We start from the raw sequence: 21,728 nt of genomic DNA, 5'->3' as shown, positions 1-21,728 counted from the left end.
CCGCCGTGGACTGCGCTTGATGTAGCCCTGCCCTGCTGACAACCTGGTGTCAGCATCCCCGTGCGACGCGCCGATCGCCTGTTCCAGATCCTGCAGATCCTGCGCCGGCAGCGGGCGCCGATCACGGCGGCGGCGCTCGCCGAGGAGCTCGAGACGTCGAAGCGCACCGTCTACCGCGACATCGCGGACCTCCTGGCCCAGCGCGTCCCGATCCGCGGGGAGGCTGGCACGGGGTACGTGCTCGATCGCGGCTTCGACATGCCGCCGCTGATGCTGACGCCCGACGAGATCGAGGTCGCGGTCCTCGGCGCGCAGTGGGTCGCCCAGCGCGGGGACGTCGCCCTGCAGCGGGCGGCGCAGGACCTCATCGCGAAGATCGCCGCGGCGGTCCCCGAGCGGCTGCGGCCCTTCGTGTTCGAGCCGGCGACGGGCACGCCGGTCGGGGCGGTCCAGACGCCCGACACGCTCGACCTGGCCCAGGTTCGGGCGTCGATCCGCGCCGGCACGAAGATCGCGCTTCGCTACCGCGACGAGACGGGGCACGAGAGCGAGCGCGTCGTGTGGCCCGTGATCGTGGGTTATCTCGAGTCGACGCGGCTCCTCGCGGCGTGGTGCGAGCTCCGCCAGGACTTCCGCCACTTCCGCACGGACCGCGTGACCGGCGCCAGGTTCCTCGACGAGCGCTACGCCGAGAAGCCGAGCGCCCTCCGCGCGCGGTGGCGCGCGCACATGCGCGCGCGTAGGGAGCTGCGAGAGCGCGCCGGCGCGGCGTCGATCAGGGCGCGCTAGCTCCGCGTGTCAGCAATCCCGCCAGAAACGCTGGTCGAAAGCGAGGGGTCGCCGGGCGAGGCGCGCGACCGTGCGCAGAGCGGCTTCCATCACGTGGGCGCCTGGACGTGGACTCGCCGGACGCCGGGCTGCTTTGCGAGCTGGTCAATCAGCGTCTCCACGCCGATCGTGTTCGGGATCCTCGCGTCGAGCGTCACGTTGACGCGCCGCTTGTCGTCGAGGCGGCGCTCGTAATCCATGTCCGAGACGACGGCCCCGAGCGCTTCGAGCGCCTTCATGATGTCAGCCACGCCGGCCGACTCCTCGCCCAGGACGAGGGCGATCCGTCGCCGGGTGCTGCGGTCGTCCTTGTCCTCGAAGCGGCGGAGCGCCGTGAGCGCGAGCACGCCCAGGAGCGTGACGACGACGGCCTCAACGTACATCGCCGCGCCCGAGCACATGCCGATCGCCGTCACGAGCCACAGGCCCGCCGCGGTCGTGATGCCCTGGACCGTGGTCCCGGTGCGCAGGATGGAGCCGCCGGCGAGGAAGCCGATGCCGGCGACGATCGACGCGGCGATGCGCGAGGAGTCGACGACGACCAGATCCTCCTTTCCGTAATGCTGGAAGTAGACGAACTTCACCGAGATGACCATGAACGTCGCCGCGGCCATCGCGACGAGCAGGTGCGTCCTGAGCCCGACCTGGCGGCCGTGGCGATCGCGCTCGTATCCGATGACGCCCCCGAGCGCCGCGCCCGCGACGATCCGGCTCAACAGGTCGACGTGCATGGTGTCCATGTGTGCTTGCACCTCCCGAGGGTCGCCGAGGCTTGCGCCGCGCTTGCGCCCGCGCGCGCCCTCGCCGGACGCGTAGCGGCGCGTCCCCGTACATAGGGCTCGCCGATCCGCAGGGGGAGACGAGGCCGCCGGGCGGCCTCGCCGGCGGTCACCGCCGCTGGCGCCGGGCGCCCGACGCGGCCGCGCGCGGCTGCGACACCGAATCGTTCGCCGGCGACGCCGGCTCGTCCCCGCCTCCGGGCCGCGACGCGGCGGGGAGGGGATCCCCGATGTCGTCGAGCTCGCGGTCGAGCTCGCCCTTCTCGGCGCGGAACGCGTCGCGCTGATCGGCGGGGAGCTCCCGCAGGCGCATCGCGAGCAGCGTCTCCGCATCGAAGTAGACGCCGTTGCGGCTCGCGCTGAAGTGCAGGTGCGGCCCCGTCGAGCGCCCGGTCGACCCCACGTAGCCGACGAGCTGATGGGTCGCCACGTGGTCCCCGCACTTCAGGCCCGCCGCGAACCTCGAGAGGTGCGCGTAGCCAGTCTCGACTCCGTTGTCGTGCTGGATCGCGACCCAGTTGCCGTGACCACCATGCGGCCCCACCCAGGAGACGCTGCCCTCGAGCGCGGCATAGACCGGGGTTCCCGACGGCGCGCCGTAGTCCGTGCCCTCGTGCGGCCTCACGCGGTGCAAGATGGGGTGCATCCGCTTGGGGTTGAACGGCGACGTCCGACGCAGCGTGGCGAGCGGCGCCTGCCACGGGTTCGGCACGAGCTCGCGTCCGTCATCGTCGACCAGCCGCCCCGTGGCGTTGTCGTCGAACCGGTAGAAGCGGGCTTCCGGCTGCCCGGCCGCCCGCACGTCGAGCGCCAGAACGCGAGGCTCCTCCGGCGCCCTGGCGGCCTCGGCCACGGCGCGGATCACCGCCCCGCGACGGAGCCCGTGAGGGAGACGCCGCGCGAGCAGCTCCTCGGCTGCCCGCCGCACGCTCGCCAGCGGCTCCGCCGGCCCGTCCGGGGCTCCCACGGTCCAGGCCAGCGCGAGGTGCGGTTCAGCGCCCGCGTCGGGAGCCGGCGCGGGCGGCGGCGCGTCCGGAGGCCCGGCGCTCGCGAGCTGCCGGCTCGCGGCGCCGAGCGACCTGTCGATCTCGACGGCGCGCACGGCGAACCACACGACCCCGACGCCGAGCAGCCCGAGCCCGATCCACACCGAGGCCTCGGTGCGGGGCGACCAGCCGTCGGAAGGGGGCTCGGGTCGCTTGAGGCTTCCACCGGGCATCAGAGATCACCCTGCGCCATGGCACCGGCGGGCCTTGGCGGCAGTGACAGGGGCACGAGACATGCGGACGCTATGCGCGAGCGGCGTTCCCGTCAACCCCGGCCGCCCGGCGGGCCCCCTTCGAGGACGCATCGCTGGCGCGACAGGTCTCCTCGGGCACGCAAGCATCGAGCGCGCTCAGCTCTCCTACCGCGCAGCTGGATCAGCGCGCCCCTCATCATCCGCTGTCAGCCCCGCACAGCGCCGCGAGGCGGCGCTCGTCCTCGGGTCCGCCCGCCGCGCGCGCCGTGTAGTAGACGAGCTGCTGGCGGCTCGAGGTCGTCGAGGCGAGCGTGTGCCACTCGAGGACGAGCGGCCCGGCGCCGTCGGCGTCGCGGGCACCCGCGGCCTGGACCTCGACGCGGAAGGCCTTCGCGCCGCTCACCTTGGCGCGGACCTCGTGGCGCGCCCAGATCGCCCGGAGCGCCTCGCTCGTCTCGAGCAGCTCGGCGACGAGCGCGTCGAACTCCGGATCTCCCACGTACGAGCTTGCGCTGAAGCGGAAGGCGGCCACGACCTCTCGCTCGATCACGCCGATCTCCGCGTAGCGCGCGCGGTAGGCCGCATGGTGGAAGGTCATCCAGAGCAGGTTGCGCCTTCGAGGGGGGACGTCGCCGAAGTCCACGAGCAGGCGGCGCGCCGCGCCGTTCCACGCGAGCACGTCGAAACGGGGGCTGAAGACGAGCGCCGGGACGCGCATCGCCTCGAGCGCGCGCGCCATCGCCGGCTCGGCCCTCTCCTGGCGCGCCGCGGCCCGCGCGGTCGATCGCGGCCGAGCTCGGCCCCGTCGACCTCGTGATCAACAACGCCGGCGTCATGTTGCCCTCCGGCGTCGAGGAGCACCGGATCGCCGATTTCGAGCAGATGATCGAGGTCAACCTCACCGGCGCGATGCGGGTCGTCGACGCGTTCGTCGATCCGCTGGTCGCGGCAGCGAAGCGGGGCGGCCCGTCGGACCTCATCAACATCTCGTCGATCGGCGCGCACGGCGTCTTTCCGACGTTCGCCGTGTACTGCGCCACCAAGGCCGCTGTCACCCACCTCTCGCGCAACCTGCGCGCCGAGCTCGGACCGAAGCACGTGCGCGTCTCGGTCGTCGAGCCTGGGTTCGTCAACACGGAGCTCCAGAGCCACATGACCGACGAGGCCGCAAAAGCGTGGATCGCCGAGGCGAGGCAGCAGATCACGTGGCTCACGGCGGACGACCTGGCGAGCACCATCGCCTTCACGGCCGCCCTCCCGCGGCACGTCAACCTGGCGCACGTCACCATCATGCCGACCCAGCAGGTGTGACCGGCGCCTCCTCGCGACCGGAACCGCTCGCGGCGCCGTGACGCGCGCTACGCGCTACCCGTGCTCCAGCTGCTCCAGCTCGCGCACGCGCGCCTCCAGCTCGCGCACGCGCGCCTCGGCCGCCTCCCTCGCGCGGGCCTCGATCGCCGCCGCTTCCTCCTGGGTGGGCACGAGCTCGCCCTTGCCGCCGGGGCGCGTGAGGCGGAGCCGGGCCTCGGCCCCGCCGCCGATCACGCAGAGCCAGCTGTCGAGCGCGGGGCTCCACACGCGCCCGGCGCCGGCGTACACGCGGACGTACGCGCCGTCGGGGTCGCGCCGGTAGGCCTGGAGCGCCACGCGCCCCGCCGGCGGCCGGTGCGTGGCGGCCAGCGGATCGAAGATCGCGAGCTCCGGGCAGCCGAGCTGGCAGTACTTGAGCGGGACGTCCTCGTAGGCCTTCTGCCAGTCGCTCGCCACGATCTCCAGGGCGAAGCGCGGCGGCCGGTGGCCGGGCAGCCAGGTCTGCCACTGCTTGGGCAGCGGCGGCGCGGGCCGGTGATCGAGGAGGTAGACGTCCGGCGAGACGCGCACGAGCGGCTCCTCGCGCACCCAGGCGAAGAACCGATCCGCGCCGGCGTGGTGGTCGGTCCAGCCGCGCTCGCGCGCGAGCTGCGCGATCGAGGAGAGGAGCAGGCGGGAGATCTCGTCGTGCTCGCCCCACGCGCCGATGCCGTCCGCGTCGTCCAGGTACCAGTCCGACCAGTCGATGGTCGCGCGGAGCTCCTCGGGATCCGGGTCGCGGACGACGAGCGCTCGCGGCAGGCGCGTCGCAGGGGGAGCGGCTCCGGAACGGGCAGGCAGCACGAGCCCACACGGTAGCACCCCGAGCGGAGCGGCGGGAGCCACAGGCGGGCGCGATCGCGCGCCGCGTCGTCGAGGCGCCGCGGGGCTCCCGATCCGGCGCGCCGGCGCCATGTCAGCGGCATGCGTCCTCTCGGGGGAGTCCTCTTCGACGTCGATGGGGTGGTTGTCGACTCGCCGCATGAGCGCGCCTGGCAGGAGGCGCTGGAGGCGCTGATGGCGACCGAGTGGCGCGCGATCGCGCCCGAGACGCGCTACGCGCCGGAGCGGTTCACGACGGCCGTCTACCAGAGCGAGGTCGCCGGCAAGGCGCGCGAGAGCGGCGCGCGCGCGGCGCTCGACTACTTCGGCGTGCCCGACGCCGCCGAGCGCGCCGGGGTCTACGCCAAGCGCAAGCAGGAGGTGCTGCTCCGGAAGATCGCGGCGGGGAAGTTCGTCGTGTTCTCTGACGCGACGCGCCTGATCCTGGAGCTCAAGGCGCGCGGCGTGCTCCTCGCGGCGGCGTCGTCGTCCAGGAATGCCAGCGAGCTCCTCCGCAGGATCCCCGTCGACGCCTTCGTCGAGCACCAGAACCCCCGCCGCGCGCCGGTCGCGCTGGGCGCGACGCTGCTCGACCTGTTCGACGCCGACCTCTGCGGCGCCGCCGTGGCGCGCGGAAAGCCGGCGCCGGACCTGTTCCTGGCCGCCGCGCGCGTGCTCGGCGTCCCGCCGCCGCGCTGCCTCGTCATCGAGGACGCCCCCTCTGGGGTGCAGGCCGCGAAGGCGGCCGGGATGACCTCGATCGGCGTGGCGCGGCTCGCCGACGAGGCGCTGCTGGCCGCCGCGGGGGCGGATCGCGTCGTGACGACGCTCGACCAGCTCGATCCGGACGCGCTGGTCGAGGGGCAGATCGCGGCGCGCGCGGCGTGAGCCGCGGCGCCCCCTCAGCCGCCCTGCTTGCGGACGATCGCCAGGCTCCAGATCTCCCCGGCGCTCGTCCCGACCCACAGGCTCGGAGAGCCCTTGCCGGCGACCGCGAGCACGGCCGGCTCGCCGCGGGCGCCGAGCGTGACGCTCGCCGTCGGCGCGATCGGCGCGCCGGACGCGGCCTCGATGGCGGCGCCGTCGAACAGCGCGACGCGGCCGTCCGCGAAGGCCACGAAGAGGCTCGACTCGAGGACGGCGACGTCGGCGACGGGATCGGCGAACGCGAGCATCTTGGCCGCGAGCTTGCCCGACGACCTCACGACCGCGCAGGCCGCGCTCGCGCCGCGCTTGTACACCGCCGTCAGCTTCGGGCCGCCGCGCACGCGATCGAGGTTCTGGGCCGCGCGCGGCAGCGAGGCGCGGAGCGTCGGGCCCGGCTCGGGCGTCGCGCCGGGGTGGACGCGGAGCTCGCCTCCCTCCCCCGCGCCGTCCATCACCACGTGCGCCTCGGTCTCGGTCAGGTCGAACGCCCGCGCGGAGCCGCGCACCGCGAACGTGCGGCCGTTGACCTCGGTCTTGTCGAGCTTGAGCTCCGTCGCGCTGCCGTCCCAGCCGAGCGCGAGCGCCGTCTCGCCCGACGGCCGCGTGGCGAGCTGCCGCGCGTCCCGGCCGACCTGATCGAGCTTCGGGCCGTGCGTGATGCCGAGCAGCGCCCACACCGCGTCGTCGCCGCTCCGCACCACGGCGACGTCCTTCGACAGGAGCGCCACGTCGTGCGCCGAGGGCAGCGACAGGTTCGTCGTCTTCGCGCCGGAGCCGCCGACCGGGCAGACGGCGAGGCGCACCGGATCGGTCGAGACCATCGCGACGAGCCCGGGGCTCGCGAGGACCGCGGCGCCTCGGATCTCCGCGTCCAGGCCGTGCACCTTGCGGGGGGAGCTCAGATTGCTGAAGGGCATGGCCCGCGAGGATACCGGTTCTCGCGCGGCGCGGTCAGCCCTTGATGAGCGAGCGGACGTCGATGTCGAGGTTCTCGGACTCCGCGACCGCATCCATCGCCTTGCGGAGCTGGGTGACGGTCACCCCGGCGGGGACGTCGACGCGGGCCTCCATCCGGAAGAGCTGCGAGCCGGTGACGGGCGCCTCGTAAGCCGATGTCTCGAGCGAGACGATGTTGACGCCGACGCCGTGGAGCGCGCGCGACACCGCGCGCACGATGCCCTCGTGATCGAGCGCGTCGACGGAGATGACGCAAGGGATGGTCGCCGCGCGCCGGTGCGACTCGGGGCTCTTGGTCCTGCGGCTCTGCACCGTGAGCCCCGTCGCCCGGGTGAGCGACTCCGTGTCGCGCTCGACCGCCTCGATTGCGCCGGGGGGCCCCGACGCGAGCAGGAGGATGCCAAACTCGCCGCCGAGCACCGCCATCCGGCTGTCCTCCACGTTGGCGCCGCGCTCCGTCAGGTAATGGGTCACCTCCGCGACGATGCCCGTCCGGTCAGGGCCGAGGCAGGAGAGGACCAGGAAGACTTCAGGCTCGGGCGTCGTCGTCATGCGGCGCATCTTAGTCCGATCCGCGCAGCCAGCGCACCTCGCCGCGGGCGCGCGGGCTGCGCGGATCGATCGGACGACGAGCGCCCGGGCAACGCCGTCCGTGCCCTCCGGCCGAGCTCCCCCCGAGGGCGGCCGGGATCGAGCGCCGCGCGCGCCTCCCGCCGACGACGAGGCGCTTGTCTCCGGCGAGCCAGTGGGCGAGAGACGGCCATCCCCATGCTGTACGAACGCGACAACATCCATCGCCTCACGCCCTACACGCCCGGTGAGCAGCCGCAGCGGGCCGACGTGGTCAAGCTCAACACGAACGAGAACCCGTACCCGCCGCCGGCCGCCGTGCTCGAGGCGATCCGGGACGTCTCGGCCGATCAGCTCCGCCGGTACCCGCCGCCCCGGGCGCAGCAGTTCCGCGAGACCGCGGCGCGGCTCCACGGCCTGTCGCCCGAGCAGGTGATCGCCACGAACGGCGGCGACGAGCTGCTCCGCATGGCCGTGACGGTGTTCTGCGAGCCCGGCGGCCGCGGCATCGGGGAGACGTACCCGACCTACTCGCTCTACGACGTGCTCGCGGAGATCCACGGCACGACGATCACCCAGGTCCCCCTCGAGGAGGACTGGTCGGTCCCGGAGAATTTCGCGCAGCGCCTGAACGAGCAGGGCTGCCGGCTCGCGCTCCTCGTCAACCCGCACGCGCCGTCGGGGCGGCAGGAGCCGCTCGACAAGCTCGAGCGCGTCGCGCGGGCGTTCCGCGGCGTGCTCCTCATCGACGAGGCATACGTCGACTTCGCGGAGTTCGACGCGACGCCGCTGCTCGACCCGGCGCGGGGGCTCGACAACGTGCTTCTGCTGCGGACCCTGAGCAAGGGCTACTCCCTCGCGGGGCTCAGGTTCGGGTACGGGCTCGGGCACCCGCGGCTCATCGAGACGCTCGACAAGGCCCGCGACAGCTACAACACGGATATCCTCTCGCAGGCCGCGGCCACCGCGGCGCTGTCCGCGCGGGACGAGGCGAGGAAGAGCTGGGAGAAGGTGATCGCCGAGCGCGCCCGGCTCACGGGGGCGCTCCGGCAGAAGGGGTTCACCGTGGCGCCGAGCCAGAGCAACTTCGTCCTGGCGAGTCCGCCGGGAGGAGGGCTGTCGGCGCAGGCGATGTACCGGGCGCTCTACGACCGCGCGATCTTCGTGCGCTACTGGGACGCGCCGCGCATCCAGGACAAGCTGCGGATCACGGTGGGCACGCCGGAGCAGAGCGACGCGCTCCTCGGGGCGATCGACGAGCTGTCGCGCGCCGCCGGGACCGCGGGCGCATCATGAGCTGAGCCTAGGCTTTCAGCGCAGGCAGGTGACACCACGTCGAAGTCCCGCTTGGTGGCCGTTCATGAAGCCACCCACGTACCCGCGCACCTTGCAGAACTCGTTGGCGGCGCGCGCCGGCTGGGCCCAGTGGAGAGCATTCACATCGTCATCGATCGGCCAGCCCACGTTGCGGAAGTCCGCAAGGAGCGCGTCGATGAAGGAAGCGTCCGTTGCGTCGACGCACACGACCCCGCGCATCTCGCCAGCCTGATGACCGTTCATCCAGCCGCTGAGGAATCCCCTCGCCTTGCAGAACTCGTTGGCGGCGCGGGCCGCTTGCGCCCACGGGACGACATCGAGGTTCCCGCTCACGGGGAAGCCGGTCTGGCCCAGCTCCGAGAGCGTGGCGTCGATGAAGCGGGCGTTGGCTGCGTCCACGCAGGTCGCGCCGCGCATCGCCCCCGCCTGGTGACCATTGAGCACGCCGGCAAGGAACCCGTTCCCCTTGCAGAACTCGTTGGCCGCACGGCGCGCCTGGGCCCAGTTGGTCGCGTTGAGGTCGCCCTCGATGCCGAAACCCACCGCGCGAAAATCCTGGAGATTCGCGTCGACGAAATGGGCCGCCGCGACGGCTTCGCCAGACATCGATGCGACCCATATCACGGTTGAGAAAAACACCCATGCACGGCGCATAACGACCTCTTCACCTCGGGTTGCCTTGGCCAGAGCAAGAGCGAGACCTCGCCCTCGCGAGCGTTCCGTGCGCGGTCATGAGGCACGCCCTCGTCCGCGGAACTTTCACGCTCGGCCCGCCCCTTCCGAATTGCCATGGGGTCCGGAGACTGCTAGCTTCGGACACACCTCGCCAGCCCAGCCACGGCTGGCGTTTCTGTTTCCAGAGTAATGCCTGACCGCGCCCGGTACAGCGGCCAGATAAGAACCGCCAAAGACGCGAAAGACGTCGAGAAAACCCAGAAAATTCTCTCCCTGGCGCCTTCAGCGGCGCCAAGGATGTACTTTTCTCGCCTAAACGCCGCTCTCGAGGCGTCTGATCCCCTTTGTTCGACCGCCCGGTAAGCCGCCACAGGGCTATGAGCAGCGCGTCGTCCTCGGTGCTCCGCGCAGCTCGGCAGAGTGAACCTCGTCGGCTCGCCCGCGCGGGCTGTGCGCACTTGCGTCCGGGAATCCCGGCGCGGTGCGCTGTCATCGAGCGGCGCTGGTCGACACCACAGCAGAGGAGAAGCACAGATGAGCCAAGAATCCGAGCGAGCCCAGATGATGAAGAAGACCGCGGTCCTCGAGGTCCCCGGCATGGATGCCGTGATCCTCCGCAAGGACATCGCGTACCAGGCGGCTGATGCAGGCGCCCTGACCTTCGACCTCTACGCTCCACCAACATTGGCAGCCGTGGCGCGGGCGCCTGCCGTCGTCTTCGTGTCCGGATATCCGGATCCGGGGTTCGAGTCGGTGTTCGGCTGCAAACGCAAGGAGATAGGGCAGTCCACGTCGTGGGGACGGCTGGTGGCCGCTTCCGGGCTCGTGGGCATCAATTACACGAACCGGGAGCCGTCCGATCTCCATGCGCTGCTCGAGCACCTGCGGCAAAACGCCGCCTCGCTCGGGATCGACGAACGCCGGATCGGCCTGTGGGCCTGCTCCGGCAACGTCCCGATGGCCCTGTCGGCGCTGATGCGGGGAGCGAGCGGCTCGCTGAGGTGCGCCGCCCTCTGCTACGGCTTCATGCTCGATCTCGGCGCGTCCTCCCGCGTCGCGGAGGCGGCGGCGCAGTTCCGGTTCGTCAACCCGTGCGCCGGAAAGTCGATCGACGACCTCCCTCCGGACCTGCCCCTGTTCATCGCCAGGGCGGGACAGGACAGGATGCCTCACCTGAACGAGACGATCGATGACTTCGTCGCCGGAGCGCTGGCCCGCAACCTGCCAGTGACGCTCGTCAACCTCGCCGCGGCGCCGCACGCGTTCGATCTGCTCGACGACAGCGAGGCTTCGCGAGAGACGATCAGGAGCATCCTGGGGTTCCTGCGGCTCCATCTCCTGGGGTAGGGCGATCGGGCCTGCGCGCTGGGAGGTCGTCGTGGCGAGCTACCGCACAGGCAAAGCGAAATCCGACATGATGATCTTCGGTTGGGGCATCCGGCCGCCCGCGCGTTTGAAGAACGCGCCCGGTGTGATCCCGACCAGTTGACGGAAGTCGGCGATGAGGTGGGCCTGGTCATAATAGCCCGCGTCTGCGGCGATACGCGCCCAGTCGCACGAGGTCGCTGCCATTTTCACGGCGCGTTGCAGGCGGACGGTCCGCGCGAATTCCTTCGGGCCGATGCCGACGTTCTCGATGAACGCGCGGCGAAGATGCCGCGCCGTGACGCCGAGCCGATCGGCGACACGCTCCACCCGGACCTCGCCCCCTTCGAGCAAGCGAACCGCACGACGGGCGAGCTGCCCCGACGCCGTCTCGAAGGGTTGGCCGGCACGAAGGGGGAGCACCCGGGCGACGCGGTCCAGCACGTCCGCGCCGGTCCTCGCGGCGAGTAGCTCACCGCAGAGCTCGCGCCCCGCGCGGCCCCACACGTCCTCCAGCGGAACGATCTGGTCCGTGAGCTCGCTCGCTGCCACGCCGAGCAGCGGAACCGACCAACCTGGCTTGAACCGAAGGGTGACCGTCCGCGCGATGCCGGTCTTGCTCTTGAATATCGCGCGCGTCCGGGGGCCAGCGACCCACACGTCCCCCTCGCGCCCACCCTCGAGCGCTCGAAAAAAAAGGCCCGTTCTGCCGTCGGGAAGCCACTCGACGTCGAACACCCGACCGGGGGGTGCCGCGACCTCACGCACGTCCTCGACGAAGCGCGGGAGCGTGAGGGTGGGGAGATCCATCGATACGGCCACGTTCGTCACTCTTACGCCTCTCGTGCGGCGGTTCAAGCCGACGCGGGTGGCCGCATCGATCGGCTACCGCTCGCTGTCGAGAGCCTTCATGTGCTGGGCGGGGTAGCGCGTGCCGCCGATCGCGTCCGCCGGCACGATGCTCTCGAGCGCCGCGACGTCGCTCGCCGACAGCGGCTTGTCGAGGGCCACGAGGGCATCGTCGAGCTGGGCTCGCGTGCGGGCCCCGACGATCGGCACCAGCGTGGGCTGCTTCGCCAGCACCCAGGCGAGCGCGACCTGAGCCGGCGTCATCCCTCGCTCACCGGCGAAGGTGTGGAGCTTCTCGACGACGCTGGCGTTCTTTGCGCCCTGTTCGCCTGCGAAGCGCGGCATGTACTGCCGGAAGTCCCCCTTTCCCGAGGGCTTGCTGCCGGTGAGCAGCCCCCGCGAAAAGACCCCGTAGAGCGTCGCGCTCATCCCGAGCTCTGCGAGGGCAGGGAAGATGGACGCCTCGGGCCCGCGCGTCGAGATCGCGTACTCGATCTGCAGGTCCACGATCGGGTGCACCGTGCTCGCGCGCCGGATCGTCTCGACCCCTACCTCGGACAGCCCGATATGCCGGACGAAGCCGGCCTTGATGAGGTCGGCGATGGCCCCGACGGTGTCCTCGATGGTCACCTGCGGGTCGAGACGGGCGGGGCGGTACACATCGATGACCTCCACGCCCAGCCGATGCAGGCTGTACGTCGCGAAGTTCTTCACGGCCGCCGGGCGGGTGTCGATGCCCAGCGCGGCGCCGTCCGGGCCGCGCATCGCGCCGAACTTCACCGAGAGCTGGACCTTGTCGCGCACCCCCTCGATCGCGCGCCGGATGAGGAGCTCGTTGTGCCCGTTGCCGTAGAAGTCTCCGGTGTCGATCAGGGTGATCCCTCGCTCGATGGCGTGGCGGATCGTCGCCACGCCCTCGGCGTCCTCGGCCGGGCCGTAGGCGCCGGACATCGCCATGCAGCCGAGGCCGACGGGAAAGACGCTGGGCCCTGTCTTGCCCAGCGGAGTCGATCGGATCGGGGAGCGGCTCATCGTGGCGTCGAGGTGGGTCATGGGGTGTTCATGCCACGCGCCCGCGGCCTCCGATTGGAAGAACCGGACATCCGGGGACCCCGGCATCTCGCTCCGACTGGGCGCCAGGCCAGCGGATCGGGTCCGCGGTCGACGGCCCCTCGGTCATGGAGTGGCCCCGAGCAACGGCGTCATGTCCGGATCCGCCTTCTGCATCGCGCGCCGATACGCGGGGCGCGCGCCGATCCGCTGCAGATAAGCCAGGATGTTCGGCCACTGCGAGAGATCGTACGGCTTGAACAGCCGCATGGTGGTCAGCGAGAACACCGTCATGATGTCCGCCGCCGTCAGCTCCGGGCCGGCGAGATAAGGCGACTCACCCAGACGCTGCTCCACCGTGGAGAAGATCAGGTTGAACCGCTCCTTCGCCGCCTGCAGCGCCGCGTTCTTCTCGGACGCATCGACGCGCTCCAGGTACCACACCCGCAAGACGGCCGGCTGCAAGGTCCCGTTGGCGAAGTGGAACCAGTAGAGATAGTCGGCGAATCCAGGCTGGCCGCGCTGCACGGCGAGCCGCCCCTCACCATGCGTCGCGATCAGATAGTCGGCGATCGCCCCGGATTCGCCGAGCACCAGCTGCCCGTCGGTGAGGATCGGCGCCGTCCCCATCGGGTGCAGCGCCTTGTACTCCGGCGGGGCCAGCCTGTTGTCCTTCCGGCGCTCATACCGTTTCAGCTCATAGTCGAGCCCGAGCTCCTCGCAAAGCCAGACGATCCGCTCCGACTGGGAACGCCCGAGGTGATGCACGGTCAGCACGTTGTTCGCCATGAGCGCAAGGTACGACCGCACGTCGCGAGATGCTTGCCGGTAGCTCTCTGCTTCTTGCTCGATCCTCTCATCGGAGACACAAACGCGTGATGGTGCTACGCTCGCTGCATGAACCTCGCGGCTCTCGCCGAGCTCGCCGCGCGCCAGCTCCCTCGCCCGAACGGCCGCGCTAGCCAGTACGTGCGACCGCTGAAGAACCTCGGCATCCTCCGGCACCACCAGCCGACATCGTTCGAAGCCGCGGTCTACGAGCCGGTCATGGGCCTTGTCCTCCAGGGGCGAAAAGAAACGGTGCTGGGAGCCGATTCGTTTCCGATGAGCGTTGGCGAGTGTCTGCTCATCAGCCACGACCTTCCGGTGATCGCGCGGGTCACCAAGGCCCCTTACGTCGTGCTGCTCTTCGATGTCGAGCTCGATACGCTGCGCGACCTGTACCAGGCAATGGATGACTTGCCTCCTTCCGCCGCGCAGCCTCGCTCGCTCGCGGTCCACACCTGCGATGCCAGGCTCGTCGACGCGCTCCATCGCTATCTCGCGCTCGCGGGCGCGCGGACGGATGCGGCGGTGCTCGGTCCGCTCGTCTCGCGCGAGATCCACTACCGGCTCGCGACGGCGCCGTTTGGCGGCATGTTGCGCGACCTGATCCGCCATGACAGCCACGCCAGCGCGATCGCGCGCGCGATCGCACAGCTGCGGCGTGACTTTCGTTCGCCCGTCGAGATCCCCAGGCTCGCGCGCAGCGTCGGCATGAGCGCCTCTTCGTTTCACAAGCACTTCAAGGCGATCACGGCGTCGTCACCGCTCCAGTATCGAAAGGGCCTCCAGCTCCTCGAGGCCCGCCGCCTGTTGCGCGCCGGCACGATCTCGGTCTCCGCGGCGGCGTTCGACGTCGGCTACGAGAGCGCGGCGCAGTTCAGCCGCGATTACACGCGCAAGTTCGGCGTATCGCCGAAGCAAGACATCCCGGCAGCATCTCTGACCCGCGGCGCTAGCCGGTGAGCAATGCCTCCAGCCGGTTGCCGGCCGCGCGGTGGGCGAGCACCGCCGATACCTTCTCGACGATCACGCCCCCCGCCTCCGCGGCGGGCAGCCCGCCAGCGTGGATGTTGGAGATCACCGTGTATTCGAAGCCGATCATGGGATTGCCGCTGAAGGCGGCGGCCGCCTCCTGGTCCGCGCCGGGCGTGAGGCGATAAGCGAGGTAGGCCGAGAGGCTGCTCGACGCCTGCTCGCCGCTGCCCGGACGCTCCCCGAGGAGCACGACGACCAGCCGCGCCCCGAGCCGCTCGGCGACGGCCTCCGCGAGCTTCACGCGGCCATAACGCGCGAGCAGCGGCTGGCCGACGGTCACGCCGCGCGCCCCCAGGCCGTCCAGCAGGACCGGGAGCAGGTCAGGGATGTTGCGGTGGACGGCCTCGGCGCTCAGGCCGTCCGATACCACGATCTGCACCTCGGCCTCCTCCGGCGCGAGCCGGGCGGCGCTCTCCGGGGAGAGGCGCGCCCCCGCGTCGGCGGAGCCGAGGTGCTCTCCCTTGCTGGCCGCCGTCGTGGAGATGAGGTGGAACGCGGCGATGCGGGTCAGCTCGTCCTCGCGCAGCTCGGTGGCGAGCGCCGCCCGCGCGATGGCCTCGTCGCGGCGACCGCGGCGGCTCACCGCGTTGGCCGGGCGCGGACCGGCGGTGGCGAAGCCGTGGGCGGCGGGCGTGGCCGCGAGCAGCTCGGCGAGCTCGGCATCGTCCGGGCAGAACTGCCGCACATCACCGAAGCGCGGCCCGCGGGTGATCGCGCCCGCCTCGCCCTGCCCCTCCCCCGCGCGCGCCAGGATGCCCCGCGCGAGGGCCCACTCCAGGAACTCGCCGCCGGGCGCGCGGCCGTGGAGCTCCCGCAAGGTCTGCACGTCGTGCCCGCTCGTGTCGAAATAAGCGAGCATGCGATCGGTGTTGAGACAGACATCCATGTAGTAATTGGCGCCCGCCGCGGTGAGGAGCTGCGTCGCCATCTGCTGGCCCTCCAGCGTGACGCGGGCGTGGAGGGTGTAACAAGGGGCCATGCCCATGGGCACGCCGAGGAGCTTGCCCATGAAATGGTCCTGGAGGTTCGCGAGGATCATCTCGCGGTCGTCGAGGTGCGTCTCCGGGCCGATGAACCCGGTGACGTTGTTGAGCATGAACGGGTCCCAGCGGCGGGCGAGGCCGTAACAGAGCGCCTCGGCCGTGGCCATGTCGATGCCCTCGTGCTTGCCGTACGTGAGCTCGCTGCCCTGGCCGGTCTCGAAATACATGAACTGCTCGGCCTGGCCCGCGAGCGGGCCGCGCGCGGCCATGCGGCGATAGCCCTCGTCGAGGAGATCCACGGTGACGTCGAACTCGGTGACACAGCACGACTCGGTGCCGGCCAGGCTCTGAAAGAGGATCTCCACGGGCGCGCCCTGGTCGAGCGCGGCGAGCTGCACCTTGAGGTGCGACAGGCAGCAGATCTGCGTGGGGACGCCGGCCGCGCGGCGGATGCGGTCGAGGTGGCGGAGGATCGCGGCGGTGGCCTCCACCGTGCCGGACGCGGGGTTGACGCCGAGCAGCGCGTCGCCGGCGCCGAGGGAAAGGCCCCAGTAGAGCAGCAGGGTGATCCCTCGGAGATCGTCGGTGGGGTGGTTCGGCTGGAGGCGCGAGGCGAGCGTGCCGGGGGCGCCGAGGAGCGTGCGGGCGCGGGTCGGGCGGCTGATCTTGCGGGCGAGGTACACGAGCTCGTGCACGTCGCAGAGCTTGGCGAGCGCCGCAGCCATGACGCCGGTCAGGGCGCGGCCGAGGCGCGCCACCTCCGGGCCGGTCGCGCGGAGCAGGTGGTCCTTGAGCTCGCCGAGGCGCAGCGAGGCGATCCGGGCGAAGGCGTCGCGGTCGATGTCGTAATTGACGCGCATCACCGCGTCGATCTCGCCCCGCCCATCGGTGAGCGGGTGATCGTGGAGGTGCTCCAGGGTCAGCTCGCCGAGCAGCTCCCGCGCGGCTTCCCGTTCCGCGTCGTCGCTCGCCGCGAGGCCTGCGTGGCGATCGCCGGCCTTGCTGCAGTCGGCGGCGCCGAGGAGCCGCTTCAGGCCGCGGAACGAGCCGCCGGGGCCGGGCAGATGAGCCGCATAGACGACGTCGGTCCGGGGGCGAGGGACCTCGATCCGATCGAGCGGGGTCGGTTCCTTCACGTCGCGCTCCTCCCTTCACGGAAGGTTTGCCGAGCGACGTCATGGCGTCATCCCGTAGAACGAGACCGGCAGGATCTGATCGCACAGACGGCCGACCTGGACGAACCGGGCGCCATGCGCCTGCACCTCGTCGATGACGAGGAGGTCGATCGGCAGCGCGCCCCAGCCGGTCACGTAGCCCCCGAGCGTCTTGCCCGCGTTCTGCGCGGTGAGCAGCACGAGGGGGTGCTCCGGGATCGATCCGGCCCGGCGCAGCGCGCCGGCGATGCGCGCGCCGAGGCGCTTGAGGGTGGCCGCCGAGACATCGTCGAGGGAGATCTCCAGGCAGCCGCCGCGGGTGCTGCGGCGAAAGAGGTCCACGGCGTGATCGAGCTCGGCGTCGGAAGAGACCGGCGAGAGGCGCGCCAGGATGGGCAGGTCGCGCAGGGGCAAGCGCTCGGGGCGCGGGAGGAACAGCGTCGCGCCGGAGAGCTGGGTGGCGTGGCGCAGCAGGCCATACGCCGTCGCCCGGCCCATGCTGGCCGGCGTCGCCACCCGCGCGCTCAGCCGAGGTGAAGCGAGGATCGCGCGAGCGAGATCCACGCCGAGATCGCCGTGGTGAGCCGGCTCGGGCAGGGGGCGCCCGGCCAGACCGGCGTAGATCAGCTCGCCAACGCCCCCGGAGAACGTGAGGGTGGGCGCCGTGATCCCCTCTGGCAGCGCGAAGGGCACCTGCACGTGGCGCGCTGCCGCGGGCGCGTCGAGAGCGCCGGCGCGCCCCGTGATCGCCGCCTCGATCAGATCCACGTAGAAGGCGACGACGGCCTCGGCCTCGGCCTGCGAGAGCACCTCGCCCGGGCCGCGGCGGAGCCCGAGGTGGTCGAAGGCGGCGAGGGCCTCGGGCGAGAGCGCGCGGAGGCGGCGCGAGCGCGGGTCGAGCGCGACGTGCCGCGCGCCCACGAGAAGACAGCCGGTGCGCTGGACCTCGCCGGCCACGCCGAGCGCGATGTTCGTGGTGCCGCCGCCGATGTCCAGGTTGACGAGGGGCTCGCGGGGGCGCGCGCGCGACAGGGGAGCGGCGCTGCCCATGAAGGCCACCCAGGACTCGAGGCAAGGGTCCTCGGCGACGGCGAGCAGCGCCTCGCCGACGCGCGCGCGGATCAGCGCCGCGAGCGCGTCGGCGTTGCTCCGGCGCGCGGCGAGGCCGGTGATGATCGCCCCGCCGCCGAAGAGGGCCCCGGGCGCCATGCCCGCCTCGGCGAGCCAGCGATCGAGGAGCGCCGCCGCGGCGTCGAGATCGAGCGCGTCGCCGGCGAAGGGCGTGAGCGCCATCTCCGATCGGTACCGCTCCTCCAGCGCGCCGAGCTCCACCCGGCCGCTGCCCGCGGCGCGCGTGAGCGTCGCCGAGGCGGCCACGGCGCAGCTCGTCGTGGAGCCGAAATCCAGGCCGAGCAGGGTGACCTGGGCGCCCATCACCGGACGGTCCTGATGTTCATGGCCAGGCCACCGTCCTACCGCACCGGCGCTCGGGGGTCGCTCCACGCCGGGGGGACGTCAGGAGCACCCGCCCGCGCGCCGCTCGACGTCAGGGACGTCAGAGCACCCGCTCGAACGCGCCCTGCAGCGCGGCCCGACCGCCGCGCTCGACGACGTCGCCGTGCGCCACCACGATGCGCTCCGGCTCCCACGCGAGCATCCGCTCCACCGACGCGCGCACCGCCGCGCGATCGCGCATCATCGAGCGCGCGATGCGCGACGGGCCGAACCGCCCGTAGGCGCCGTTGAGGCGCATGAAGAGGCGCGTCGGGAGGTGATCGCTCTGCGCGATGTGAAAGCAGAGATCCCAGACGAAGAGGGTCCTGCTCGGCCGGTGGAAGAAGACCGTTTCCTCGAGCTTCGGCATCCCGCCGACCGCCGCCTGGTCGAGTTCCGCGGACCAGAGCGGGTCCAGCGCGCCGTCGAGCTCGCCGGTGAACGTCACGTCAGGGCGCTTCTCGCGGAGCCCCCGTGCGCCGTACAGCCGCGCCTCCGGGAACAGCCGCGCCGCCGGCGAAAGGCCGAGGTGGTGCAGCAGGTTCGGCGCCACGATCGCCCGCACCTCGCCGAGCGCGCGGATCTCGTCCGCCTCCCGCTCCACGCTCGGGAGCGGCGAGAAGAGCAGCAGCCCGCCGTCCTCGAGACGCACGACCGGAGATCGCACGGGAAAACGGAGAAACCCCACCTTCAACGTGTCTTCCGCAACCCAGAGGGATTGATCGAGCCGTCGCAGCATGCTCCAATTGGTAAACCTGCTTGACCATTTAGTCAAGCAGCTTGACCATCATGAGCCAACACGACCTCGATCCCTGCGACGTCGCCGAGCTCGAGCGGCGCAAGCGCGCGAGCCTCGGGCAGCTCCTGCTCCGCTCGGCGCGGCTGCTCGACGAGCGGGCGGTGGCGCGCGTCGCCCGGCGCGGCGCAACCGGGGTGCGCCGGGCGCACACGGCGCTCATTCCGTACATCGATCTCGAGGGCACGCGGCTGACGGACCTGGCGGAGCGCGCCGGCGTGACGAAGCAGGCGGTGGGTCAGGTCGTGGAGGAGCTCGAGGCGGCGGGCGTGGTGGAGCGGACGCCCGATCCGGACGACCGGCGGGCGAAGCGGGTGCGGTTCACGCCGCACGGGCTGAAGACGCTGCTCCACGGGCTCGGGGTGCTGCACGAGCTGGAGGAGGAGCTCACGCGAGCCATGGGCCAGAAGCAGATGGCCTCGCTGAAGAAGGGGCTCACCGCGCTGCTCGCGGCGCTGGAAGCGCCGGAGACGCCGCCGGAGGGCCGGTGAGCGCCGGCGCGGCGGGGCTCCCGGGAGCGCCGGCGGGATGGGGCTCGAGGCCCAGCGCGTGCGGCAGGAGCCGCGCGATGTTGCGCGCGTCGTCGATGGCGCGGTGCTGCGTCCCCTGAAACGAGAGGCCGACGCGGCGCAGGGCCTGCCCCACACCGAGCTCGCGCTCGGCGCCGAGGCGGCGGGCAAAGGCCCGCTTGAGGTTGAGGTGATCGCCGCCGAAGGGCAGCGCCACCCCGTGGCGGCGGGCGTCGCGCTCGATCTGGCGTTTGTCGTAGCCACCCCAGGAGCAGAAGAGCGCCTGTTTTCCGCGCACCAGCTCTCTCAGCCGCGCCGCCGCCGCGGGGAAGCGCGGGGCGGCGTCGACGTCGGCCTGGCGGATGCTCGTCAGCCGCATGCAGAACGCCGAGAGGCGCGGGTGTCGGATCGGGCGCACGAAGCACTGCAGCTCGGCGGCGGGCCGCAGGGTGCCGGCATCGACGAGCACGGCGCCGACCTCGATGATCTCCATCTCGTCGCGGGGGAAGGCGGGGTCGTCGCTGCAGGTCGCCTCGAGATCGATGACCAGATAGTGAGTTAGGGAAGACATCGGCGTTCTCCTTGAATTCGTTGCGGGTAGTCTGCGGTCGCGATGACCGGAGGACCCGGACACGATTCCGGACACGCCGCCCCCACGGGCTCGCCTACGGGCTTTCCCTGGGGGGATGAAGGGCTCTCCGGCGAGGAGCGGGCTTGCCTGCACGCGCGCTGGATCGATCATCGCGCGCTCGAACGGACCATGGTTCAACCACGTAAGTCGCCGCGTCGCTCCACTCGCAGCCGCTCAAGCGAGCTCGCGACGAGGGCTTCCCCTGGCGGCGCCGCCGCGATAGGACTGCAGCGTGACACGCACCATCGCACGGTGGATACCCCTCCTCGCAGCGCTCTCCGCCGGGTGCGCCCCGGCGCCGCCCCCCGCGGCCCCGACGGCCGAAGAGGTCACCGCGAAGAAGGCCGCCAGCATGGCGCTCACCGCGCTGCTGAACCGCAAGTTCGACGTCGAGGGCTGCGACGCCTCCGAGGCGCGCGTGGTCCAGGAGGCCGAGGCGCGCATCGGCGCGCCCCAGCGCGAGCGCTGCACCATCCTCGTCGCGCGCAGGAGCGACCGGACATGGCTCGTCGCCGTCCGCTCCTCGCTCTCGTCAGGCTCCGTCGGAGCGCAGGCGCTCGTGACCGTGCTCCCCGAGGCCGAAGGCGTCGGCGCCATCGAGTACACGCGCTGATCCGCGCGGCGCTCACCGCGCCGTGGCGACGAGGAACAACCTCCGGAACGGAAACGGCGTCTTCCCGTCCGCCGCCTTCGGATACGCCGCCGCCACCCGCCCGCCGTACTCCTCCAGGAACTCGGCCCGCTCCTGAGCATCGAGCGCCGCGAGCAGCGGCCGCAGCGCTGTCCCCTTGGTCCACTCGACGACCGGATTCGCGCCCTCGAGGACGTGCAGATACTCCGTCTCCCAGATATCGATCCGCGCCGCGTGCGGCGCCAGCATCCCGTAATACGCCGCCGGCGCCGCGACAGGGCTCTCCCTCACCACCGCCGCCAGCTTGTCGCAGAAGCGAGGCAGCCGGCTCGCCTCCACCATCGCCGTGTGCGACGGCGCGCCGTGGTTCCTCGGCATCTGCACCGCCAGCACCCCGCCGGCCGTAAGCCGCCGGAGCAGCGCCGGGAACAGCGCCTGGTGGTCGTCAAGCCAGTGCAGCGCGGCGTTGCTGAAGATCAGCGCCGGCGGCGCGGACGGCGCGAAGCGCGCCATGTCGCCCTCGACGAACCGCGCCCCGGGGAGCGCGGCGCGCGCCTGCGCCAGCATGTCCGGAGAGCTGTCGACCCCGAGGATCCCCCGGCCCGGAAAGCGCTGCGCCACGAGGCGGGTGATGTTGCCGGCCCCGCACCCGAGATCGGCGATGTCGCCCGGCGCGGTGAGGTCGACCCGGCCGAGCAGGTCCATCGCAGGGCGCGCCCTCTGGTCCTCGAACTTCAGGTACTGCGCAGGATCCCAGTCCGCCATCGCGCCCTCCACCGGTCCAGCGCCGCAGAGCGTGAGCTCCCGCGCCGCCCTTTCCTTTCCCTACTTCCAGCAGATCCGGGCGCGCCTGTCGACGCAGAAACCGAGGACCACCCCGGCGGCGATCGCGCCCGCGACAGCGCCCGAGCCGCCGAGCGCCGCGCTGGACATCTCGGTGC

The 21,728-nt window shown here is 71.8% G+C and carries 23 protein-coding genes; 8 read left to right on the top strand and 15 right to left on the bottom strand.

The features are described from left to right. The first annotated feature begins 60 nt into the window (after nt 1–60). A complete protein-coding gene (locus tag WMF29_RS46705; RefSeq protein WP_437326491.1) occupies nt 61–789 on the top strand; it encodes a helix-turn-helix transcriptional regulator in 729 nt (242 codons plus the stop codon). A gap of 89 nt (nt 790–878) precedes the next feature. Here the strand turns inward: WMF29_RS46705 and WMF29_RS46700 are convergent, their stop codons facing one another. The 3 genes from WMF29_RS46700 to WMF29_RS46690 form a co-directional block, all read right to left on the bottom strand. Beyond that, nucleotides 879–1,568: an MgtC/SapB family protein gene (locus WMF29_RS46700; protein WP_437326490.1), complete on the bottom strand. Its 690-nt coding sequence runs from the start codon at nt 1,566–1,568 to the stop codon at nt 879–881. Nucleotides 1,569–1,716: 148 nt separating this feature from the next. Next, on the bottom strand, nt 1,717–2,826 hold the full coding sequence (locus WMF29_RS46695) for a M23 family metallopeptidase (RefSeq protein WP_437326489.1): 1,110 nt from the start codon (nt 2,824–2,826) through the stop codon (nt 1,717–1,719). Nucleotides 2,827–3,043: 217 nt separating this feature from the next. After that, nucleotides 3,044–3,586, bottom strand: coding sequence for an MmyB family transcriptional regulator (locus WMF29_RS46690; protein WP_437326488.1), 543 nt, complete (start codon nt 3,584–3,586; stop codon nt 3,044–3,046). A gap of 44 nt (nt 3,587–3,630) precedes the next feature. On the opposite strand from WMF29_RS46690, the gene WMF29_RS46685 reads away from it, so the two are divergent. Further along, nucleotides 3,631–4,158, top strand: coding sequence for an SDR family oxidoreductase (locus WMF29_RS46685; RefSeq protein WP_437331248.1), 528 nt, complete (start codon nt 3,631–3,633; stop codon nt 4,156–4,158). A gap of 54 nt (nt 4,159–4,212) precedes the next feature. Here the strand turns inward: WMF29_RS46685 and WMF29_RS46680 are convergent, their stop codons facing one another. Continuing rightward, on the bottom strand, nt 4,213–5,001 hold the full coding sequence (locus tag WMF29_RS46680) for a Uma2 family endonuclease (protein WP_437326487.1): 789 nt from the start codon (nt 4,999–5,001) through the stop codon (nt 4,213–4,215). A gap of 120 nt (nt 5,002–5,121) precedes the next feature. Between WMF29_RS46680 and WMF29_RS46675 the strand changes: the two genes are divergently transcribed. Continuing rightward, nucleotides 5,122–5,907, top strand: a complete 786-nt coding sequence (locus tag WMF29_RS46675; protein WP_437326486.1) for an HAD family hydrolase — start codon at nt 5,122–5,124, stop codon at nt 5,905–5,907. Between the two features lie 14 nt (nt 5,908–5,921). On the opposite strand, the gene WMF29_RS46670 is transcribed toward WMF29_RS46675, so the two are convergent. Both WMF29_RS46670 and WMF29_RS46665 read right to left on the bottom strand, forming a co-directional pair. Continuing rightward, nucleotides 5,922–6,863: a hypothetical protein gene (locus WMF29_RS46670; RefSeq protein ID WP_437326485.1), complete on the bottom strand. Its 942-nt coding sequence runs from the start codon at nt 6,861–6,863 to the stop codon at nt 5,922–5,924. Between the two features lie 34 nt (nt 6,864–6,897). Further along, the gene (locus WMF29_RS46665) at nt 6,898–7,455 is read right to left on the bottom strand and encodes a glycine cleavage system protein R (protein ID WP_272096583.1); all 558 of its coding nucleotides are present in this window, start codon (nt 7,453–7,455) and stop codon (nt 6,898–6,900) included. A gap of 216 nt (nt 7,456–7,671) precedes the next feature. Here WMF29_RS46665 and hisC point away from each other — a divergent pair, with 216 nt between their 5' ends. Continuing rightward, on the top strand, nt 7,672–8,769 hold the full coding sequence (hisC, locus tag WMF29_RS46660) for a histidinol-phosphate transaminase (protein ID WP_437326484.1): 1,098 nt from the start codon (nt 7,672–7,674) through the stop codon (nt 8,767–8,769). Between the two features lie 15 nt (nt 8,770–8,784). Here hisC and WMF29_RS46655 read toward each other — a convergent pair whose 3' ends face one another. Continuing rightward, nucleotides 8,785–9,444, bottom strand: coding sequence for a hypothetical protein (locus tag WMF29_RS46655; protein ID WP_437326483.1), 660 nt, complete (start codon nt 9,442–9,444; stop codon nt 8,785–8,787). A gap of 555 nt (nt 9,445–9,999) precedes the next feature. Here WMF29_RS46655 and WMF29_RS46650 point away from each other — a divergent pair. Next, nucleotides 10,000–10,812: an alpha/beta hydrolase gene (locus WMF29_RS46650; protein ID WP_437326482.1), complete on the top strand. Its 813-nt coding sequence runs from the start codon at nt 10,000–10,002 to the stop codon at nt 10,810–10,812. A gap of 39 nt (nt 10,813–10,851) precedes the next feature. Here WMF29_RS46650 and WMF29_RS46645 read toward each other — a convergent pair whose 3' ends face one another. The 3 genes from WMF29_RS46645 to WMF29_RS46635 form a co-directional block, all read right to left on the bottom strand. Continuing rightward, nucleotides 10,852–11,652, bottom strand: coding sequence for a helix-turn-helix domain-containing protein (locus tag WMF29_RS46645; protein ID WP_437326481.1), 801 nt, complete (start codon nt 11,650–11,652; stop codon nt 10,852–10,854). Between the two features lie 63 nt (nt 11,653–11,715). Continuing rightward, nucleotides 11,716–12,732: an aldo/keto reductase gene (locus tag WMF29_RS46640; RefSeq protein ID WP_437326480.1), complete on the bottom strand. Its 1,017-nt coding sequence runs from the start codon at nt 12,730–12,732 to the stop codon at nt 11,716–11,718. 123 nt (nt 12,733–12,855) lie between these two features. Continuing rightward, nucleotides 12,856–13,506 carry a glutathione S-transferase family protein gene (locus tag WMF29_RS46635; RefSeq protein ID WP_437331247.1) on the bottom strand — a complete coding sequence of 217 codons (651 nt, stop codon included), beginning with the start codon at nt 13,504–13,506 and terminating at the stop codon, nt 12,856–12,858. A gap of 120 nt (nt 13,507–13,626) precedes the next feature. Here WMF29_RS46635 and WMF29_RS46630 point away from each other — a divergent pair, with 120 nt between their 5' ends. After that, the gene (locus WMF29_RS46630) at nt 13,627–14,517 is read left to right on the top strand and encodes an AraC family transcriptional regulator (RefSeq protein WP_437326479.1); all 891 of its coding nucleotides are present in this window, start codon (nt 13,627–13,629) and stop codon (nt 14,515–14,517) included. Here the strand turns inward: WMF29_RS46630 and eutB are convergent. The 3 genes from eutB to WMF29_RS46615 all read right to left on the bottom strand — a co-directional run bounded on the left by eutB (nt 14,507) and on the right by WMF29_RS46615 (nt 18,959). Next, nucleotides 14,507–16,708 carry an ethanolamine ammonia-lyase subunit EutB gene (eutB, locus tag WMF29_RS46625; RefSeq protein WP_437326478.1) on the bottom strand — a complete coding sequence of 734 codons (2,202 nt, stop codon included), beginning with the start codon at nt 16,706–16,708 and terminating at the stop codon, nt 14,507–14,509. The two genes, WMF29_RS46630 and eutB, sit on opposite strands and share 11 nt — an antisense overlap. Nucleotides 16,709–16,747: 39 nt before the next feature. Continuing rightward, nucleotides 16,748–18,160, bottom strand: a complete 1,413-nt coding sequence (locus tag WMF29_RS46620; RefSeq protein ID WP_437326477.1) for an ethanolamine ammonia-lyase reactivating factor EutA — start codon at nt 18,158–18,160, stop codon at nt 16,748–16,750. A 121-nt stretch (nt 18,161–18,281) separates the two neighbouring features. After that, the gene (locus tag WMF29_RS46615) at nt 18,282–18,959 is read right to left on the bottom strand and encodes a DUF4336 domain-containing protein (protein WP_437326476.1); all 678 of its coding nucleotides are present in this window, start codon (nt 18,957–18,959) and stop codon (nt 18,282–18,284) included. A gap of 50 nt (nt 18,960–19,009) precedes the next feature. Between WMF29_RS46615 and WMF29_RS46610 the strand changes: the two genes are divergently transcribed. Next, a complete protein-coding gene (locus tag WMF29_RS46610) occupies nt 19,010–19,507 on the top strand; it encodes a MarR family winged helix-turn-helix transcriptional regulator (RefSeq protein ID WP_437326475.1) in 498 nt (165 codons plus the stop codon). Here WMF29_RS46610 and WMF29_RS46605 read toward each other — a convergent pair. Further along, nucleotides 19,452–20,096 (bottom strand): exonuclease domain-containing protein, encoded by a 645-nt coding sequence (locus WMF29_RS46605; protein ID WP_437326474.1) that lies wholly within the window; start codon nt 20,094–20,096, stop codon nt 19,452–19,454. The genes WMF29_RS46610 and WMF29_RS46605 overlap by 56 nt on opposite strands. A gap of 292 nt (nt 20,097–20,388) precedes the next feature. On the opposite strand from WMF29_RS46605, the gene WMF29_RS46600 reads away from it, so the two are divergent. Beyond that, the gene (locus tag WMF29_RS46600) at nt 20,389–20,769 is read left to right on the top strand and encodes a hypothetical protein (RefSeq protein WP_437326473.1); all 381 of its coding nucleotides are present in this window, start codon (nt 20,389–20,391) and stop codon (nt 20,767–20,769) included. Nucleotides 20,770–20,781: 12 nt separating this feature from the next. Here the strand turns inward: WMF29_RS46600 and tam are convergent, their stop codons facing one another. Then, the gene (gene tam, locus WMF29_RS46595; protein ID WP_437326472.1) at nt 20,782–21,552 is read right to left on the bottom strand and encodes a trans-aconitate 2-methyltransferase; all 771 of its coding nucleotides are present in this window, start codon (nt 21,550–21,552) and stop codon (nt 20,782–20,784) included. Nucleotides 21,553–21,728 lie beyond the last annotated feature (176 nt).

The organism is Sorangium sp. So ce381, from assembly GCF_051473845.1.
Lineage (GTDB): Bacteria > Myxococcota_A > Polyangia > Polyangiales > Polyangiaceae > Sorangium > Sorangium atrum.
Note: the sequence above shows the minus strand (reverse complement) of the source record. Positions and strands in the feature narration are given on the sequence as shown.

Excerpts from the sequence above, each read along its gene's own strand:
- WMF29_RS46700 (WP_437326490.1), bottom strand. The coding sequence starts at position 1,568 with ATGGACACCATGCACGTCGACCTGTTGAGCCGGATCGTCGCGGGCGCG.
- WMF29_RS46695 (WP_437326489.1), bottom strand. The coding sequence starts at position 2,826 with ATGCCCGGTGGAAGCCTCAAGCGACCCGAGCCCCCTTCCGACGGCTGG.
- WMF29_RS46690 (WP_437326488.1), bottom strand. The coding sequence starts at position 3,586 with ATGGCGCGCGCGCTCGAGGCGATGCGCGTCCCGGCGCTCGTCTTCAGC.
- WMF29_RS46675 (WP_437326486.1), top strand. The coding sequence starts at position 5,122 with ATGCGTCCTCTCGGGGGAGTCCTCTTCGACGTCGATGGGGTGGTTGTC.
- WMF29_RS46670 (WP_437326485.1), bottom strand. The coding sequence starts at position 6,863 with ATGCCCTTCAGCAATCTGAGCTCCCCCCGCAAGGTGCACGGCCTGGAC.
- WMF29_RS46665 (WP_272096583.1), bottom strand. The coding sequence starts at position 7,455 with ATGACGACGACGCCCGAGCCTGAAGTCTTCCTGGTCCTCTCCTGCCTC.
- hisC (WP_437326484.1), top strand. The coding sequence starts at position 7,672 with ATGCTGTACGAACGCGACAACATCCATCGCCTCACGCCCTACACGCCC.
- WMF29_RS46655 (WP_437326483.1), bottom strand. The coding sequence starts at position 9,444 with ATGCGCCGTGCATGGGTGTTTTTCTCAACCGTGATATGGGTCGCATCG.
- WMF29_RS46650 (WP_437326482.1), top strand. The coding sequence starts at position 10,000 with ATGAGCCAAGAATCCGAGCGAGCCCAGATGATGAAGAAGACCGCGGTC.
- WMF29_RS46640 (WP_437326480.1), bottom strand. The coding sequence starts at position 12,732 with ATGACCCACCTCGACGCCACGATGAGCCGCTCCCCGATCCGATCGACT.
- WMF29_RS46630 (WP_437326479.1), top strand. The coding sequence starts at position 13,627 with ATGAACCTCGCGGCTCTCGCCGAGCTCGCCGCGCGCCAGCTCCCTCGC.
- WMF29_RS46620 (WP_437326477.1), bottom strand. The coding sequence starts at position 18,160 with ATGGGCGCCCAGGTCACCCTGCTCGGCCTGGATTTCGGCTCCACGACG.
- WMF29_RS46615 (WP_437326476.1), bottom strand. The coding sequence starts at position 18,959 with ATGCTGCGACGGCTCGATCAATCCCTCTGGGTTGCGGAAGACACGTTG.
- WMF29_RS46610 (WP_437326475.1), top strand. The coding sequence starts at position 19,010 with ATGAGCCAACACGACCTCGATCCCTGCGACGTCGCCGAGCTCGAGCGG.
- WMF29_RS46605 (WP_437326474.1), bottom strand. The coding sequence starts at position 20,096 with ATGTCTTCCCTAACTCACTATCTGGTCATCGATCTCGAGGCGACCTGC.
- tam (WP_437326472.1), bottom strand. The coding sequence starts at position 21,552 with ATGGCGGACTGGGATCCTGCGCAGTACCTGAAGTTCGAGGACCAGAGG.